General features: G+C 38.2%; 12 protein-coding genes. All 12 read right to left on the reverse strand.

The features are described from left to right. Positions 1-16: 16 nt before the first annotated feature. Positions 17-1318, reverse strand: coding sequence for an MFS transporter (locus ABJN95_RS18060; RefSeq protein ID WP_348372483.1), 1302 nt, complete (start codon positions 1316-1318; stop codon positions 17-19). Between the two features lie 236 nt (positions 1319-1554). Beyond that, entirely contained in the window at positions 1555-2256 is a 702-nt protein-coding gene (locus tag ABJN95_RS18065; RefSeq protein WP_348372484.1) for a FadR/GntR family transcriptional regulator, read from the reverse strand. Between the two features lie 244 nt (positions 2257-2500). After that, the gene (locus ABJN95_RS18070) at positions 2501-3460 is read right to left on the reverse strand and encodes a polysaccharide lyase family 7 protein (RefSeq protein WP_348372486.1); all 960 of its coding nucleotides are present in this window, start codon (positions 3458-3460) and stop codon (positions 2501-2503) included. Between the two features lie 12 nt (positions 3461-3472). Continuing rightward, positions 3473-4387: a polysaccharide lyase family 7 protein gene (locus ABJN95_RS18075; protein WP_348372488.1), complete on the reverse strand. Its 915-nt coding sequence runs from the start codon at positions 4385-4387 to the stop codon at positions 3473-3475. Between the two features lie 10 nt (positions 4388-4397). Further along, positions 4398-5816, reverse strand: coding sequence for a hypothetical protein (locus ABJN95_RS18080; RefSeq protein WP_348372489.1), 1419 nt, complete (start codon positions 5814-5816; stop codon positions 4398-4400). A 113-nt stretch (positions 5817-5929) separates the two neighbouring features. Continuing rightward, entirely contained in the window at positions 5930-6742 is an 813-nt protein-coding gene (locus ABJN95_RS18085) for a PKD domain-containing protein (protein WP_348372491.1), read from the reverse strand. Positions 6743-6760: 18 nt separating this feature from the next. After that, positions 6761-8224 (reverse strand): RagB/SusD family nutrient uptake outer membrane protein, encoded by a 1464-nt coding sequence (locus ABJN95_RS18090; protein ID WP_348372492.1) that lies wholly within the window; start codon positions 8222-8224, stop codon positions 6761-6763. Positions 8225-8244: 20 nt separating this feature from the next. Continuing rightward, entirely contained in the window at positions 8245-11334 is a 3090-nt protein-coding gene (locus ABJN95_RS18095) for a TonB-dependent receptor (RefSeq protein ID WP_348372494.1), read from the reverse strand. Between the two features lie 452 nt (positions 11335-11786). Then, a complete protein-coding gene (locus ABJN95_RS18100; protein ID WP_348372496.1) occupies positions 11787-12539 on the reverse strand; it encodes a glucose 1-dehydrogenase in 753 nt (250 codons plus the stop codon). 64 nt (positions 12540-12603) lie between these two features. Beyond that, positions 12604-13368, reverse strand: coding sequence for a glucose 1-dehydrogenase (locus ABJN95_RS18105; protein WP_348372498.1), 765 nt, complete (start codon positions 13366-13368; stop codon positions 12604-12606). Between the two features lie 88 nt (positions 13369-13456). Then, positions 13457-13834 carry a cupin domain-containing protein gene (locus ABJN95_RS18110; RefSeq protein WP_348372500.1) on the reverse strand — a complete coding sequence of 126 codons (378 nt, stop codon included), beginning with the start codon at positions 13832-13834 and terminating at the stop codon, positions 13457-13459. A 273-nt stretch (positions 13835-14107) separates the two neighbouring features. Next, positions 14108-16126: a polysaccharide lyase family 7 protein gene (locus ABJN95_RS18115; RefSeq protein WP_348372501.1), complete on the reverse strand. Its 2019-nt coding sequence runs from the start codon at positions 16124-16126 to the stop codon at positions 14108-14110. Positions 16127-16467: the final 341 nt, after the last annotated feature.

Raw genomic sequence — 16467 nt, forward strand, 5'->3', positions numbered from 1 at the left:
TAATTTTATTTTTTATTTAAATTTTACTTTTAAGCGGTTCAATTTTAGGACATAATATCCACACACTCGCCGTTGTAATTATAGCTAACGCAGCACCAATGATAAATGCTGGCGTATAATTGCCCCCAGATGTAAGCCACGGCACCAAAGCAGTGAGTCCAAACGCCCCTAACTTAGCGGCCATGCCAGCAAATCCAGCAAGTGTGCCAACCGACTTTCCGCCAAATAAATCGCTTGGTAAGGTCTGTACATTGCCAATAGCTGTTTGAAAACCGAAGAGAATAATAGCCATCAAAAGTACTGCTGTTTCAGGCCCTCCCGGATTTGACATCGCTAGTAATGTCGGTAACATAATGAAACATCCAAGTGTAATTACGAACTTACGTGTCTTGTTTACAGACCAACCCGCTTTGATACGATTTTGAGCTAAAAGTCCGCCAAACCAAGCCCCGATCATTGCTCCGACATAGGGCACCCAGGCATAAAAACCAATTGCTTTTACATCCATACCATAAACCTCATTTAGGTAAATGGGAATCCAAAAGATAAATAACCACCAAATGGGGTCAATTGCTGCTGATGCAATGATAACACCCCAGCTTTCTTTGTGCGATAGCATTTGTCCTGTTTCAGGATTGTAGCCTTCATCAAATTCTCCATCTCCGTCCACATCTTGATTTTGCTGCCCTGTTAAAATGTATTCACGTTCTTTATCGGTGATCCACGGGTGTTTTGAAGGAGGAGATTTTACTAAGACCCACCATGGAATAAGCCATAATATGCCTAGGATACCAACCAATATGAAAATGTATTGCCAGCTGAAATATACAGATAAGATTCCGATGGTTGGAAAGGCAATAATTCCTCCTATAGCGGCACCCGAATTGAAAATACCTTGTGCAAACGCACGTTCTTTGGTTGGAAACCATTCTGCGTTCCCTTTTGCCGCACCGGGCCAGTTGCCAGCTTCTGCAATACCCAGTAACGAACGAAAAATAGAAAGGCTCACCACTCCTCTAGCAAAAGCATGTAATGCGGTTGCAATTGACCAAAAACCAATGGATAGTGCAAAGCCTAACCTTGTTCCAACTCTGTCGAAAATTTTTCCAAAAATAGCTTGACCAAATGCATAAGAGAAAATGAATATGGTTGAGATAATTGCGTAAATTCCTTTGCGTTCATCTGCGGTTTTATCTGGATATAATTCTTCAGCCATATCAGGCCATAGCACAGGTAACGCTTGGCGATCTATATAATTGATAACTGTTGCTAGGGCTATTAAGCCTATAACTCCCCACCTTAACCTTTTGACTTTCATAATTTTTTTGTTTGGCTGTTCAAATATTCTTTGTCTCAAATAGACAATAGCAAACCAGCAAGCAATATGCCTGTCTTTACATTCATACTTAAGTTTTAGCTAAAAATTTCTGGAAGTAATTGGAACTGATATTCAATTACTGCGGAATTTGTATAGTCAAGTTTTAAGTATTAATTCCCTTCATATATTTTAACTAGAAAGACAAAATCGTGCACTTTTATCTTTTCGGTATTCATTTAAATGTTATAGCAATATTGATATAGTGCTTTAAAATGTACTTTCATTTTCTCTTTGGCCAATTGCGGGTCTTGATTTTTGATTGCATCAAATATATCTTGATGTTCTTGAATGCCCATAAAAGCCAAACCTTTGTCGCACACATGATATTCTTCGAATTTCGTAATAATCTCAGGTGTAATGATCAACATAAAAGTGTTCATGGTACTATTACCGCTTGCTTTTGCTATGGCAAGATGAAATAGCAAATCTTCTTGCATTGCATCTTCACCATTCTCAACCTTTTCGCTGTAGGCGTCCAAAGCTTCCTTCATTTGTATTAAATCTTCCTTGGTTCTCCTTTGCGCAGCCAGTCGTACTGTCTTTAGTTCCAATAGAATTCTGGTCTCAACCAAAGACTTAAAATCGGGGTCCTCCAATCGAAGAATATCCTCAATCATACCGTTCATAGCCACTTGGCCAATATCTGCAATGAAAGTACCGCTTTGAGGTTTTGATTTTAAGAGTCCGTAAAACTCAAGCTTCTGAATAGCTTCCCTAACATTGGTTCTGCTCACTTCAAACTTCTCAGACAACATTCTTTCCGAAGGTAGTTTATCTCCAGGCTCAAGATTTTTATAATTAATTAAATCCCGAATTTTGGAAATAATCTTGCTTTGGATTTCTTGATTTTCGTTTTTTGTAAGGATTTCTAGTTTCATATACTATTTAATATCTGTCGCTACTAAAACTGGTTAACCAGATTGGTTTGTTAAATTTATGAAAATTACTCCAACCAAGAAAGGTATTCCAACGTTGTTCGCCCCAAAAGAGCAACCATACAACCAATTAAGTTTGAGTAGTTTTACTGGCCTCGTGAAAGACCAGCAAAACAATATAAAACTAACTCAAACAACTCATATTACAACCGTTAGGAACTAAACTTTCCTGATTTTTCTTAGTGCTTTAATGGGTCACTACTAAATCAAAATAATTAACCGTAGCAGATGCCCCCGCATCTATAGTTTGCAGGTAATTACCTGCCTTAAAATAATTTTCGAATACACCCCATTTTTGCATGTTTATATCATCATAGACTACTGACTCATTTTCATTTAGTATTACTTCCATTCTACCTTCTGTCACTATAACTTCTAATGAAAATTTCTGGTCACCTATTTCTTCAGCAAATACAAAGCCCTCATCACTTTGCCAAGCATCAGTAGTTAATATGTCGTCTCCAGATGCGTTGAGATCTTTTAACACTTTGGTCAGAACTCTTATCTTTCCTTTTTGCCAATAGATTTTCAAAACTGGGGGAGCATTATTATCAGTTGCTCCAATACGGTCTCTTTGTTCATTTGTTAACCTACCATGAATTTGCATTACAATGGTACGGTGATATTCGTTATTCGAATCTTTAGAAATGAAAGGAACCGACAAGCTGCCTTTTATGCGTCCTCCTTCAGCAAATGTCCAATTTGTCGAATTGCTACCCGATACCATCTGTTCTCTAAGTTCTGTTCTCGAATAGGACGAATTTTGGGTAGAAGCAGCTGGATATGTATAAAAAACCAAAGAACCATCTTCGGTATCATTGTACATAAACTCTTTCAACATTTCATTGTTTGTATAATTTAAAATTTCAGGTGGTTCAACTTCAATTGTCTTACCGTTTTCCGCAATTGGTAACGTAACCTTCCAGTGACTTAAATCTATATTACTAACTATACCCGAATCTGTCTCTTCCTCACTTTCTTCCTCATTGGTATTTGAATCGCTGTCATCTACTACCACTTCCTCTTCCGGTACTGATTCTTCTTGATTCAGATCAATGGGCTCGTCACCGCTTTGACATGATACCATAACCAAAATCAGTATAAGACCAAATAGTTGCTTATTCAATGTATAAGGGGTAAACCTCATTATTCAATGCTTTTAATGCGCAACTTCAATCTCATAAAAATTTACTTTTGCAAATGCTCCTTCGTCTCGTGTTTGAAAGTAATTACCTGCTTTGAAGTAGTTTTCAAAAACACCCCATCTTCTTAAGCTTTGATTTTCATATACTTTGAATTCACTTTTATTAAGAGTTACAACCATCTTTCCATCTGAAACTTTCACTTCGATCGTAAATTTTCTAAATCCCACTTCGTCTTCAAAGTTAAACCCCTCGTCATCTGTCCAAGCTTCTTTGTGCAATATTCCAGTAGGGCCGACACCGGCAAATTTGAGTTTCTTGGTCTTCACTCTAATTTTACCGTTCTGCCAATAAATCTTCAATACTGGAGGTGCATTATTATCTTTCTGCCCAATTAAATCTCGTTGCTCATCTGTTAATCTTCCATGAATTTGGAGGATAATAACTTTGTGATATTTACCATTTTTATCTCGAGAAACGTCATTCATTGCAAGCTTTGCCTTCAGTGTTCCTCCTTGCTTAAAAGTCCAGTTTTTGTTATCATCACCCGGAACCATTTGCTCTCGAAGTTCTGTTCTTGAATACTTCGTATTTGCTGTGGTTGCGGAAGTTGGATAGGCATAAAATACCAGGGCACCTTTGGTCGAATCGTTGTACATATAAGGCATTAGGGTCTTATTTGTAGCGTAATTCAAAATTTCTGGAGGCGCAACACTAATAGCTCCTCCTTTTCCTTCACCTTCTGGTATGGTAACCTTCCAATTGCTTAAATCAATTTGAGGTAGTTTTACCTTCTTTTTTCTTTTCTTAGATTTTTCAACCTTTACATCCGATTTTGCAACGCTACTTTTCTTTTTTTGAGCAGTAGCGTTAACAAACAGAGCTATCATGAATAGAAACGCTAATAGTTCTTTTCGGAGGAGGTTTTTCATTAAAAGTTAATTATTGAGCAATTACCTTTACATTATCTACATAGGCATCTTTAGGACTAACGGCATAAAACATTACAGCAACTTCACCACTGCTATTGGCGGTAAATGGAATTTGCACTAATGTTCCAAAATCATTATCGGTATCTGAGAATTTCCCTTCAGCTACAAATCCTTCATTAAACCCTAAATTGTTACCGAGATTATCAACTGCATCGGCTCCATCGTCATAATGCTGATCGAGGATTAAACCTACCACTCTTCTTCCACCTATAGGGTCAGTACCACTATCATCTTTTATAGCATATTGATACTCTAAAACATAATTAGCACCGGGAGTTAAGACCAACTCTTGATAGGCATATCTAGAACTTGAAGATCTAAATTCTCCACCAGATTGACTTGAAGACCACTTAGCGCCTCTGGTTTTCCCTCCGGTATCATTTCCATCATAATCGAAATCAGAACCATCTGAGCTTGAACCAAATGGGTTGGTTTCGCCATCCGTAAAGGTCGTCCATTTCCAGAAATCTTGACCATCTTCAAAATCACCATTTAATATGGTTGCTCCCGTCATTCTGGTCATATAAATATTATCAACGGTGATAGTTGCATGATCATTTGCAGTACCTCCAGTGCCTAATTCAAATAGTATTTCATCAAATTGAGCAACTGCTGGCGAGAAATCTGTAGACAAATCAAAATCAAAACCTACCCATTCTCCATCGATTAAATCTAAATCATCAATGACATGGTTTACAGCATTTGTATTATCAACAAAGGTTATTTTTAACTTATCTATACCCGTTGCAAAATTCGAATGCACATCAAAATGAATATTTGACGATCCAACACCACTATAAAATGCATCTGCAATGACAACTTCATCACTCAATTCCAAAACGCCACTTTCACTATGCAGCCTTGAAAATTCAAGCAGATTGTTCCCAGATTCCAATGCTACCACTTTACCTCCAGAAGCTCCCGATCCAACTGAAGTGACGTCAGTAAAAATATTCAACAAATTATAACGCTTACCTTCAGGCGAAGGCGGGGCGGTTGAAATAGATTCTACCGAATGATTCACTGTAATATCTGCAGTCTTGGTCGTACCGCCGGCAGTTACAGATATCGTATAATCTTCTGATGCGTTAATATTCGGATAATCATAAGTTACGGTTTCTCCCTGCGCACCTGTAATAGGACTGCCATCTCCAAAATCTACCACATAAGAGTCAACCCCAACAGTAATTGGTGTTACCGAAACAACGGTGCCATCACCACTTGTTGCCGTTGAAAAACTAGAAAATACAGCGGCTGTTTCTCCATTAAATGAATCATCTGGGGCAATAGGGATAAAACCCTCATCATCACATGAAATTACGATGCCCATTATTAGCAAGGCGCTCGTTGCTTTTTTTAATAAATTCATAATTGTTTACTTTTTTTATTTTTTATTTCTCTCTGCTCAAATTAGCTCGTTAGAAAAACTTCAAACGTATCAACTCTGTTACTCCATAAAAAATAGTGTAACAGCAATAATGCTTAAAGTCGTTCGATACTAATTTTAGAATATCTACATTCAGTACCATCATATTCAATGTTGAATCTCATATTCTCTGTATCGGCACCGGTCGAAAATGAAACTGAATATTCTACATAAGCACTTGCCTGACTAGTTAATGGAATATCTTCACTTAAAAAGGCATCCTGAGTATCAGCATCTTCAATTAATAGCTGCCCAGCGGAAGTTCCTGTAGTTTTACTTACATACCAGAAAGTTATGCGGTAATTCGCCCCAGCAACCACTCTGATGGTTTGATCAAGAAATTGTGAAGAACTACTGATTTTAGCAGCACCATTTCCTTCAGGTGGAGTTGGAGAACTACTGCCTGAGAATGTACTTGTACCTCTACCACCACCCCAAGGTGTTCTTGGGTCACACAAAAAGTCAGGACATTGAAATGCGGCTACCAATTCATCCACAACTTCTACATCGATAGTAACAGAGGAAGTTTCGCCATTAGCATCACTAGCAGTTAAACTAACAGGATAAATACCTTCTCCAGCCTCAAAAGTATACGTAGGATCTCGTTCTGTCGAGGTAGCTCCTCCACCAAAATCCCAAGCATAGGTATTCGCTTCAGTAGATAAATCAGTAAAATTTATCATTCTAAAATCGTCTTGATCTGCTGTATAATCAAAATTCGCTTCCGGAAATACAGTATCTTCTTTAGACCCTGTATCGGGTAGTTCATCTCTAAAAGCATCGGAACCTACACAACTCACAATACTGGCCATAACAAGACCTAAGAGTATAAATGCGGTTTGACGGAAAAATGTCGCTTTATTTTTCATAGTTAAATTATTTAATTATTAATATCCTGGGTTTTGTGTTAATAGACCACCGCTAAGGTTGATTTCGCTCGCTGGTATTGGCAATAATAATTTTCTAGCATCAAAGGCATAACCGAATTCGGCCGAATATGCACTTAAAACGGACTCGGCTACACCAAATCTGATTAAATCAAAAAAGCGCTGATTTTCAAAGGCTAGCTCTACTCGTCTTTCTAACAAAAGCTCTTCCTGCGTTATAGAAGATACCGCAGCCGTTAAACCGGCTCTATTTCTTACCGCTTGAAAAGAAGCTAAGGCAGCTGCATCAGATGTTGATGCTGCACCTGCCATAATGGCTTCTACATGCATTAACAAAACATCAGCATAGCGTAAGGCAATGTAGTCATTACCAGCATCTCGACCAGCTCCGTAAGTTGGAGGTGTTGTAGTGATGTCAGATCCTTCTGGCAAGAATTTAATCACTTCGTTAGACAAACCAAAAGTAGTATAAGAAAGTGCAGTTCTATCTCCACCCGCTGCAGCAAAGTCTGCAACCAAGTTATCCTCTACAATATTTTGTCCGTCTTCTGCACCAACACGAGTAGATGAAGTAAATTCAGCAGAAAAACCTTGACTTTCTAACTGGTTTCCAGAAATATACTGAACTGCGAATATTACTTCACTATTTGCCGATGCATCATATTCTTCCTCGGTTCCTGAATAAAAAACATTGTTAAAATCAGATTCTAGAGCGTAATCTCCGCTATTAACTATGTCTTCACATAATTGTCGTGCTCCTGTATAATTAGGGTTAGTCTGCGTAAGATAAACCTTTGCCAAAATACCTTGAGCTGCTGCTTTAGAAGCTCTTACTACATTTGAATTATCTAAACCTGCGATTGCCTCTTGCAAATCTGCAATAATTTGAGTGTAAATCTCAGCTTCTGGCGTTCTAATGAAAGGGGTTTCCTTGTCATCAGGTGCTACCACTTCAGTTACTAAAGGCACATCACTATACAATCGAACTAGTTTAAAATATGCATAGGCTCTTAAAAATTTAGCTTCCGCAGCATATTTCGCTTGATTTTCAGCATCTGCAACATCAATGAAGGTTAAGATATTGTTTGCTCTAAAAATTACCTCATACATAGAAGCGTAATAATCTTGAGACTCTACATTATTGGCATTAACAAGATATCTGTGAAAATCAGCCTTTGAACCTTCTGTTGTGGCATTTCTTGTATTATCGGTTCTATGCTCTGTTAAAAGGTGCTCAAATTGCACTCCTCTATTTGTAGTGGCTTCATTTGAATTTGTACCATCATTTACTCCTTGGACGGCATCATAAACTCCCATCAGCCCGGAAAAAACGTCCGCATCTGTTTCAAAGAATGCATCTACTGTAACTACAGTGTCTGGTACCGGATTTAAGAACTCTTCCGTATCACAGGAGATCAAAAATGACCCTGCAACAGCAAAAATTAAATATTTTATATGTTTCATAATCGTTTTCTTTTTTTTAATTAAAAGTCAATATTCATTCCAATAGTAAACGTCTTAAATATTGGAGTACCAGCTCTCTGAGAACCAAAGGCTCTGACATTACCATTATCATCATGCTCTGGGTTGAACCCGTGATAATCATCGGCAGTGATATAAATCAAATTCTGAGCTGTAGCATAAAGCCTTAATCCATCTAAACCTATACGAGATGTTAGATCATTTGAAAAATTGTAACCAAGGTTTATGTTGCGCAAAGAAAAGTAGTCTGAACTTGCGATAACTTCACTCGTAACAACCTTACGTTGAATGAAAGAAACATCAGGCACTAAACCAGCTGCAACTGCCTCTTCAGCTCCAGTACCTCTTGTGGTATTACCAAACCAATTGAAGAAGTATTCATCACCTATATTATTTACTTGACCACCTAACTGACCTTGAACCATAAAAGAAAAGTCAAAATCTCCAAATTTAAATTCATTGGTAAAACTATATATCAAATCTGGGTATGGATCTCCTAAAATGGTTTTGTCTTCATCTGTAATCAAACCATCACCATTTAAATCTTTTACAATAGTAGCCCTAGACTCTCCGTTTATTCTGTTCCATGGCCTATCGACATAAGTTGTTCTAAATTCGGTTTCATCAAAAAGTTCTTCATCTACAACAAAACCCCAAAAAGAGGAAATCGGTTCGCCTACCCTATTGATCCACAATGAATTTCTACCATAAGTATCGGCGATTAAAGCATTGTCAGAATCTGCAAAATCTAGTAATTCATTTTTGTTGGTAGATGCTATAAAGGTTGAGTTCCAATTAAAATTCTCATTTACGATGTTTTTAGTTCGTAATTCAAATTCTACCCCGCTATTTTGAACTTCCCCTAAATTTACAATACCCTGATCAAATCCAGTGATATAAGATACCGGGTTTGAAAGCAATAGATTATCACTAGTTCTTTTGTAATAATCAATTGAACCAGAAATTCTATTATTAGCAAATCCGTAATCCAAACCTATGGTTAATTCTCTTGAAGATTCCCACTGTAGATCAGGATTAGCGATATTAAGTGGAGAAGCACCTTGTGCAGTACCATAGTTCGTAGGTTGGCTTAATGCTAGGTAAGGCCATGCGTTTTCAACAATACTCCCCACATTAAAGTTTTCAGTACCTGTAAAACCATAACTAGCTCTAAACTTCAAGTTGCTAATGAGATCACTATCTATTAGGAAGTTTTCTTTTGCCACATTCCAGCCAATTGATACGGCAGGGAAATTACCCCATTTAGTGTCCGTGCCAAATACAGAACTTCCATCGCGTCTAAACGAAGCATTCAACAAATATTTATCCTTATAGGAATAATTTACACGAGCAAAATAACCTAATTTTCTTTGGTCAGCATTAATCTCAGATACTATAGTATTAGCAGGATCGGCTCCTTGAACGTTTTTAAGTCGATCATCAGTAAATCCACTAGCATTAACCTGACTAATTTCAGTTCTTCTTTTCTGAATCGTTACACCACCTAATAAGTTGAGGTCATGGTCACCAAAATTTTTGGTGTAATTTAACGTATTGTCATTAATCAATCTCGTGCGGTATCTGTTTTGCAAACCATATGCAGAACGACTTGCGCCAGATGCGTGATAATTGGTTCCATCCCACCTAGTTTGCTTTCTTTGGTCTATTGTAACACCCAAAGATGTTTTAGCGGTTAGACCTTCCAATATTTCATAGCTTAAATACGTTGATCCAAATAATTTTGTATTGATATCATAATGCTCTCTCTCTACATATTGCTGATACGGGTTTGAATCACCAGAGGTACGAGGTCTACTGGAGCTTCCATCACCATTTAAATCTAAATTCACCAAATGGTTTTCACGGAAGTAATCACCCACACCAACATCTGGAAAGTTTGCTCTATCAACGAACTGAAGCGATTCTTCAGTATGATAAATAGGCAACCAAGGCGATTGACGTGTAGGATTATGAATTGATGTTGGCAAACGTCGCTGCTTCGTATAAGAAGGGGTTGCACGTATGCCAAACCTTAGCTTATCACCAATTTTTGAATCTACCTTTATGTTACCAGTATATAATTTATAATCATCTGTAATTACAACACCTTCATCGTGAAGATACCTTAAAGACGAGCTAAACTTGGTGTCCTCCGTGCCACCCCTTGCAGAAAGCGAGTGACTTGAAACAAATCCTCCATCAAAGAAAACATCTTGCCAATCTCTGTCTACTCCAGTGGTACTTCTTAATAGGTTAATATATTGTGACTCTTCGGAAAGCGTACCTGTGACCGATTGCTCTAGAGCAAACCACTCGTCGGTATTTTTTCTATAATCATCGCTACCATGCGCTTGCTTGTAGCCTGTATATGCTTGATAACTAAATTTAGTCTTTCCTGCCTTCCCACTTTTCGTAGTAATTAGGATGACACCATTAGCACCTTCACTACCATAAATAGCAGCAGATGCCGCATCTTTAAGTACTTCAAATGATTCGACATCATTCATGTCAATGTTTGCAAGAAATTCTGAACTCATAACAATACCATCAACTACTAAGGCAGGCCCTGAATCAGCAGCAACAGAACCAACACCCCTTATGGTAATGGTTGGCGCACCACCCGCTTCGGCGTTGGTTGCTTGAATGTTTACACCTGATACCTGACCGATAAGGGCATCATCAACCCTTGACACTGCAATTTGATCTAGTTTCTCGTTTGTTACTTTAGATATTGACCCTGTAACGGTAGATTTTTTCTGTGTACCATAACCTACAACAACAACTTCGTCAAGTTGGCTAGCATCCTCTGCTAGGACAATATTTAGGGTTGTCTGCCCATTTACAGCAACTTCCTGTGTAGAATAGCCGATATAGCTAAATACCAAAATAGCGGTATTGTCTATATCGTCTATAGAAAAATTGCCATCGAAATCCGTTTGTGTACCATTTGTGGTTCCTTTAACCACAACACTTGCTCCAGGTAATGGTCCGCTAGAATCAGAAACCGTACCGGATACCGTCTGTGCTGATACAGTGGAGAAACAAATAAATGCTCCAAACAATAGCAGCCGCTTTAGTAACATAATCTTCATAAATTTAAATTTTAGTTAAAATAAGTTAGTCAATTTTGCTTTTTGATCTTTAACATGTTTAGAACCTGTTAAATGAAATTTACCGAAGACATGTATTCTAAAAAACCAAATGTTTATTGTAATTTTGCAGAATATGATATCAATGGTATCATGTGAGTATTACTTCCCTTCAAAATGAAGTAATTTGATTTAAAAGGATGGGCGTGCACCCGTCCTTTTTTCTTTTCTTAAAGTTTTTATTTTTTCATCTTGCTAGTTATAATACTTTAGTTGTTAGACTTTTGAGCGATATTAATTGGTTTTCCATACTGGTTAACCAATTTGGTGAACCAAATATATGTTATTAGAATGTTAAATAAAAATTAAATTCAAATTTTATGATTTGTATTTATGTGGAGTCCGTAATTAAAGGGGTCGTCGTCTAACGGTTTGGCAAAATTTCAACAATTTTCTCATGAAAAGACCAATCCTCCATTAATGTCAACATTGGTTCCTGTCATAAAAGAGGTTGCAGAGGAAGCCAAACAAGCAACGGTGTTTGCTATTTCTTCGGCGGAACCTTGTCTGCGAAGCGGTGTCATACCTTCCACTTTTTTTCTGACTTCATCTGTGGTAAAATCATCATGGAATTTGGTCGCAATCATACCAGGACATAAAGAATTCACCCTTATGTTTTGAGGTCCTACTTCTTTGGCCAATCCTCTAGTGAACGTTATCACAGCTCCTTTGGATGTTGCATATGCCAAAGAACCACCTCCTCCACCATCTCTTCCGGCTTGGGAAGCAATATTTACTATTGAGCCCCCTGAGCCCATAAAAGGCAAAGCCGCTTTTGATACTAAAAAGGTAGAGTTAAGATTTAAGAACATGACTTTATTGAAAAAAGCTTCATCCATTTCTGCTATGGTTTTTCTAGCAACCAATCCGCCGGCATTATTCACCACAATGTCAATTGTGTCGCCAAAAGCTGTTGTCGTTTCTTTAATTAAATGGTCAACATCGGCCTTTTGGGTCATATCACCTTTGATGATAATTCCGGTTCCGCCAACTGCTTCAATGGCCGCCAGGGTTTTTTCAGCGTTTTCCTTATTATTGAAATAATTAGCAACTACCTTTGCCCCCTCCTTTGCCAATTTAATGCTAATTGCTCTACCTATATCTCTGGTTCCACCAGTTACAATGGCTACTTTTCCTTTTAAATCCATAGTTGTCTTTATTATTTTTTTCGTAAAATAAATTCTTCTTTAAGCAACTCTTGTTCTTAATACATCACATATTATACACACCGCCATTGACGTCAAGCGTTGCACCCGTAATAAAACCATCATATTCAGATGCTAAATACAATACCGCTCTTGCCACGTCGCTGGCGTTACCAGCGCGTTGAATCGGAATACCAGCAATGGTGTTTGCGGCAGATTCCTTCGTTGTATGTGTATTATGAAATGAAGTTCCGAGAATAAGACCTGGAGCAACCGCATTGACCCTTGTACCTTGAGGACCCAATTCTGAAGCAAGCGCTCTTGTAAAAGTCAATATGGCTCCTTTGCTTGTGGAATACGCCAAAGAACCTGCATGCCCGCCTTTGCGACCAGCAAGTGAAGCCAAATTCACAATACTGCTATTGTCATTTTCGGTAAGGTGAGAAGCTGCAGCCCGTGTCATGAACATCATAGATGTCATATTGATGTCCATTACGCTATGCCAGAACTCCGCTTCCAATTCGTGCAACCTTTTTCGAGCGACAAGCGAACCTGCGTTGTTAATCAATATATCTAAGCCACCTAAGGCTTCTACACTTTTCTCAACCACTGCATTCGCATCGGATTCTTTCGTTAAGTCACCACTTATGGCCACCGCTTTTTGCCCTTTGCTAATAGCGTATGCTGTCAACTGGTTTGCAGTATCGGCACTTGAAAAGTAGTGGATGGCTACATTGGCACCCTTATCAATAAAGTGTTTCGTGATTGACTCGCCAATTCCTTGGGCTCCTGCGGTGATAAGCACATTTTTTCCAGTAAGTTTACTTTTCATATTGATACGATACTAATTCGGTTACTTGTCGTGAATACTTGATTTTTCATTGTAATGAAATCTTAACGACTTGGATTCGCACCTTTTGTTATGACAGCTTATCTCCAAAATAAGATACCCCATCACCGCTTAAGAAATCTTCTCTTACCGGACTAAAGGTGTCAATTAGCATCCCTTCTTCCAAACATACTGCACTGTGCAATAAATTGGGTTCAATATATACGCCGTCTCCGGCTTCTACAATTTTCTTTTCCCCATCAATTTCAAATTCAAATTTGCCTGAAACGCAATAGGTAGTTTGGGTGTGAAAATGTTGATGAGGAGAACCTAAAGCTCCTTTCTCAAACTTCACTTTTACCATCATGATTTGGTTGTCGTAGCCAAGAAATTTTCTTGAAACTCCACCTCCAAGTTCTTCCCATTCCATTTCTTTTGTGCTGATGTACTTTTCACTAAATCGTTTCATAGTTATAGCTATTTCTATTTCAAATAATATGCAGCTGACCATTGCTGATCAAGTCTGTTTCTATTTTAATTATGTGTACTTATTTTACTCGAATCCGTATTGATTTTCAAATATTTTTGGTCGTCGATAAACACCAACTTTTGGGATATTGCCCAAACGCATAACTGCGAATTTGACAAATGGCTCACCAACGACCAAAGGCATGTTAATGGTCTTACTACCTTTAAAAATACTTTTATTTCGATTCACTTTGCGAAAGACGAAACTGTTAATTTAGTCTTTGCTCGTTTTTGTTCCTAAACCTATTGTAGCATCTCTAAACCATACTTCGGTATAACAACCATTTTCATACTGTTTGGCAATATCACCGTCATAGGTTTCTGCACCGGCGCTCCAGACTATATTTGCTTCAGGACTTTTACCATTGGTTTGGTTGTAAGCACCTTGCTTAAAATAATTCAGCTCCCCACTATAGGCCGTTGCGCGTTCTGTTCCGTCTTGTCCTATGGGCACAAATAGTTGCTGTACTTGTGCTGGTAAATCTGATTTATTTGCGAATTCAGATTGGATTAGATTTTTAGTAAAGGTTTTTGTTTTATGACCTTCACTTTCAAACCTGAGGTACATAATACCATCATACACATTTACCTCATAACTGAATTCTTCGCCCAGTTCGATACCGTCAGTAGGTTCTACAGGAGGTTCATTTTTGCCTGTTCCGACGACAGACATGTCGTGCCCCCATACGGAAGTAGAATAGTCCCATCGTCCAGAATTGTCATCTCCAGCGGTATTAATTTCATAATTCCAGAATACCGATCCTTTTGCATGACCCGGAAATTTCTTGTAGAATATTTTTAATGGTTCATTTTCATGTCCTTCACCACTGTGAATTTGTCCAACCACTGTGGAGTACGAGGCCGCAACTCTGGCATCTCCAGAAGTAGAAACTTGCATTACCTTGCAGGTACCCGTAAGTTTACCTCCTTCTTCGGGCGTCCATTTTCTTTTTTCGTGCAGCTCGGTTCTGGTATTGCTAGAGTTTTTTGAAGTGACACCAGAATTTGGTGTTTTGTATACTACCCAACGCCTTGTACCATCGATTACCGTATAGAAGAAATCTTTGTGTTCGAAGTCGACCAGGTTTTCTACCGTGGTTCCATTGCCCATCAACATTTTAAATTTATCCATAAAGGGAATCACCTCACTTGGATAAACTGTTTTTTCACTTAAACCGTCGTTGGCTTTGAAATAGCCTGCATTTGATATGGCATCATCTGGGATGCTTATACTCGCTGATTTAAACCATACTTCAGCATAATTGCCATCTGCGTACTGTTTTTGAATATCACCACCATGGGTCTCAGCACCTGAACACCAGACTTTGTTTACCTTGGGGTCTTTGCCATTCGTTTGGTTGTAGGTTCCCAATTTAAAAAAGAGCCCTTCGTCGGAATACGCAGTTCTTCGCTCTACACCGTCTTGACCTATTGGTACAAATAAATTTTTGACTTGATCCGGAATAGTTGAGTGCTTTGTATATGATGAGGAAATGAGGTTTTTTGTAAATGTTTTGGTTTCATGCCCTTGACTGGTAAATGTCAGCTGCATCATTCCGTCTTTAATTTCGACCTTATAACTAAATTCTTCCCCTAAAGCTATGCCATCTTCTGGTTCTGGTGGAGCGCTGTTTGCGCTCGTACCTACAATGGAAAAATCATAACCCCAAATAGGATGTGAATAATCCCATCTGCGTGAATTGTCATCACCTGCAGTATTGATTTCATAATTCCAAAAGACTGAACCTTTAGTGTGGCCGGGAAATTTTTTGTAAAATATTTTTAGGGGTTCGTTTTCATGCCCGTCTGCACTATGAATCTGACCAACAACTACTGAGTAAGTAGCTGCAACACGAGCATCTCCGGTGGTTGCCACATTCATCACCTTAAGCGTGGCATTCATTGTGGCTTCGGTCATCGGCGACCATTTTTTTAATTGTGCTAGCTCGGTTCTCGTATTGTTAGAAGTGCCATGGGTATTGCCTGCATTGGGCGACTTAAATACCACCCAATCGCCATGGTCGTCTGTTTTTGTATAGAAGAAATCTTTGTTCTCATAATCAGTTGCCTGACCCACATTCGAACCATCACCTAAAATTAAATTCCAATGTTGGAAAAATGCTATGATGTCGTTAGCCTTAGTCGCTACAGCGGGTTTCTCAGTTTCTTTTGCGACACTTTGCTTTTTATTCATTTCCGCACAACTATTCAGTAATAAAACAACAGCTGCCATTATTGTGTATTGGACAAAAGCTGATTTAGTTATTTTCAAGTTCATGGTATTATTTTGTGTTGGTTATTATTAATTTAATAACAGTGCCCGGCATGGCTTTTCGATGGCCTGTTCCATTTTTAAAATTGGAAAGGAGATCTAGCTGTATAAAAAACAAAGCTGCGTCCAATAGTGAATCGATATTGCAGCAAATTGGTTAACCACTTTGGTTTACCAAAAATACATTTATTTGGAAGATTGACAAATTTTTTGCAAAAAATCGGTAGTTAAAATTCGTATTTAATAATACAAAATGGGTCAAACTGTAATCTTAACGAATTAAAAATTATAACAAGTATTTA

The organism is Maribacter sp., assembly GCF_039974175.1.
In the GTDB taxonomy this organism is placed as follows: domain Bacteria; phylum Bacteroidota; class Bacteroidia; order Flavobacteriales; family Flavobacteriaceae; genus Maribacter_C.

Excerpts from the sequence above, each read along its gene's own strand:
- ABJN95_RS18060 (WP_348372483.1), bottom strand. The coding sequence starts at position 1,318 with ATGAAAGTCAAAAGGTTAAGGTGGGGAGTTATAGGCTTAATAGCCCTA.
- ABJN95_RS18065 (WP_348372484.1), bottom strand. The coding sequence starts at position 2,256 with ATGAAACTAGAAATCCTTACAAAAAACGAAAATCAAGAAATCCAAAGC.
- ABJN95_RS18070 (WP_348372486.1), bottom strand. The coding sequence starts at position 3,460 with ATGAGGTTTACCCCTTATACATTGAATAAGCAACTATTTGGTCTTATA.
- ABJN95_RS18075 (WP_348372488.1), bottom strand. The coding sequence starts at position 4,387 with ATGAAAAACCTCCTCCGAAAAGAACTATTAGCGTTTCTATTCATGATA.
- ABJN95_RS18080 (WP_348372489.1), bottom strand. The coding sequence starts at position 5,816 with ATGAATTTATTAAAAAAAGCAACGAGCGCCTTGCTAATAATGGGCATC.
- ABJN95_RS18085 (WP_348372491.1), bottom strand. The coding sequence starts at position 6,742 with ATGAAAAATAAAGCGACATTTTTCCGTCAAACCGCATTTATACTCTTA.
- ABJN95_RS18090 (WP_348372492.1), bottom strand. The coding sequence starts at position 8,224 with ATGAAACATATAAAATATTTAATTTTTGCTGTTGCAGGGTCATTTTTG.
- ABJN95_RS18095 (WP_348372494.1), bottom strand. The coding sequence starts at position 11,334 with ATGAAGATTATGTTACTAAAGCGGCTGCTATTGTTTGGAGCATTTATT.
- ABJN95_RS18100 (WP_348372496.1), bottom strand. The coding sequence starts at position 12,539 with ATGGATTTAAAAGGAAAAGTAGCCATTGTAACTGGTGGAACCAGAGAT.
- ABJN95_RS18105 (WP_348372498.1), bottom strand. The coding sequence starts at position 13,368 with ATGAAAAGTAAACTTACTGGAAAAAATGTGCTTATCACCGCAGGAGCC.
- ABJN95_RS18110 (WP_348372500.1), bottom strand. The coding sequence starts at position 13,834 with ATGAAACGATTTAGTGAAAAGTACATCAGCACAAAAGAAATGGAATGG.
- ABJN95_RS18115 (WP_348372501.1), bottom strand. The coding sequence starts at position 16,126 with ATGGCAGCTGTTGTTTTATTACTGAATAGTTGTGCGGAAATGAATAAA.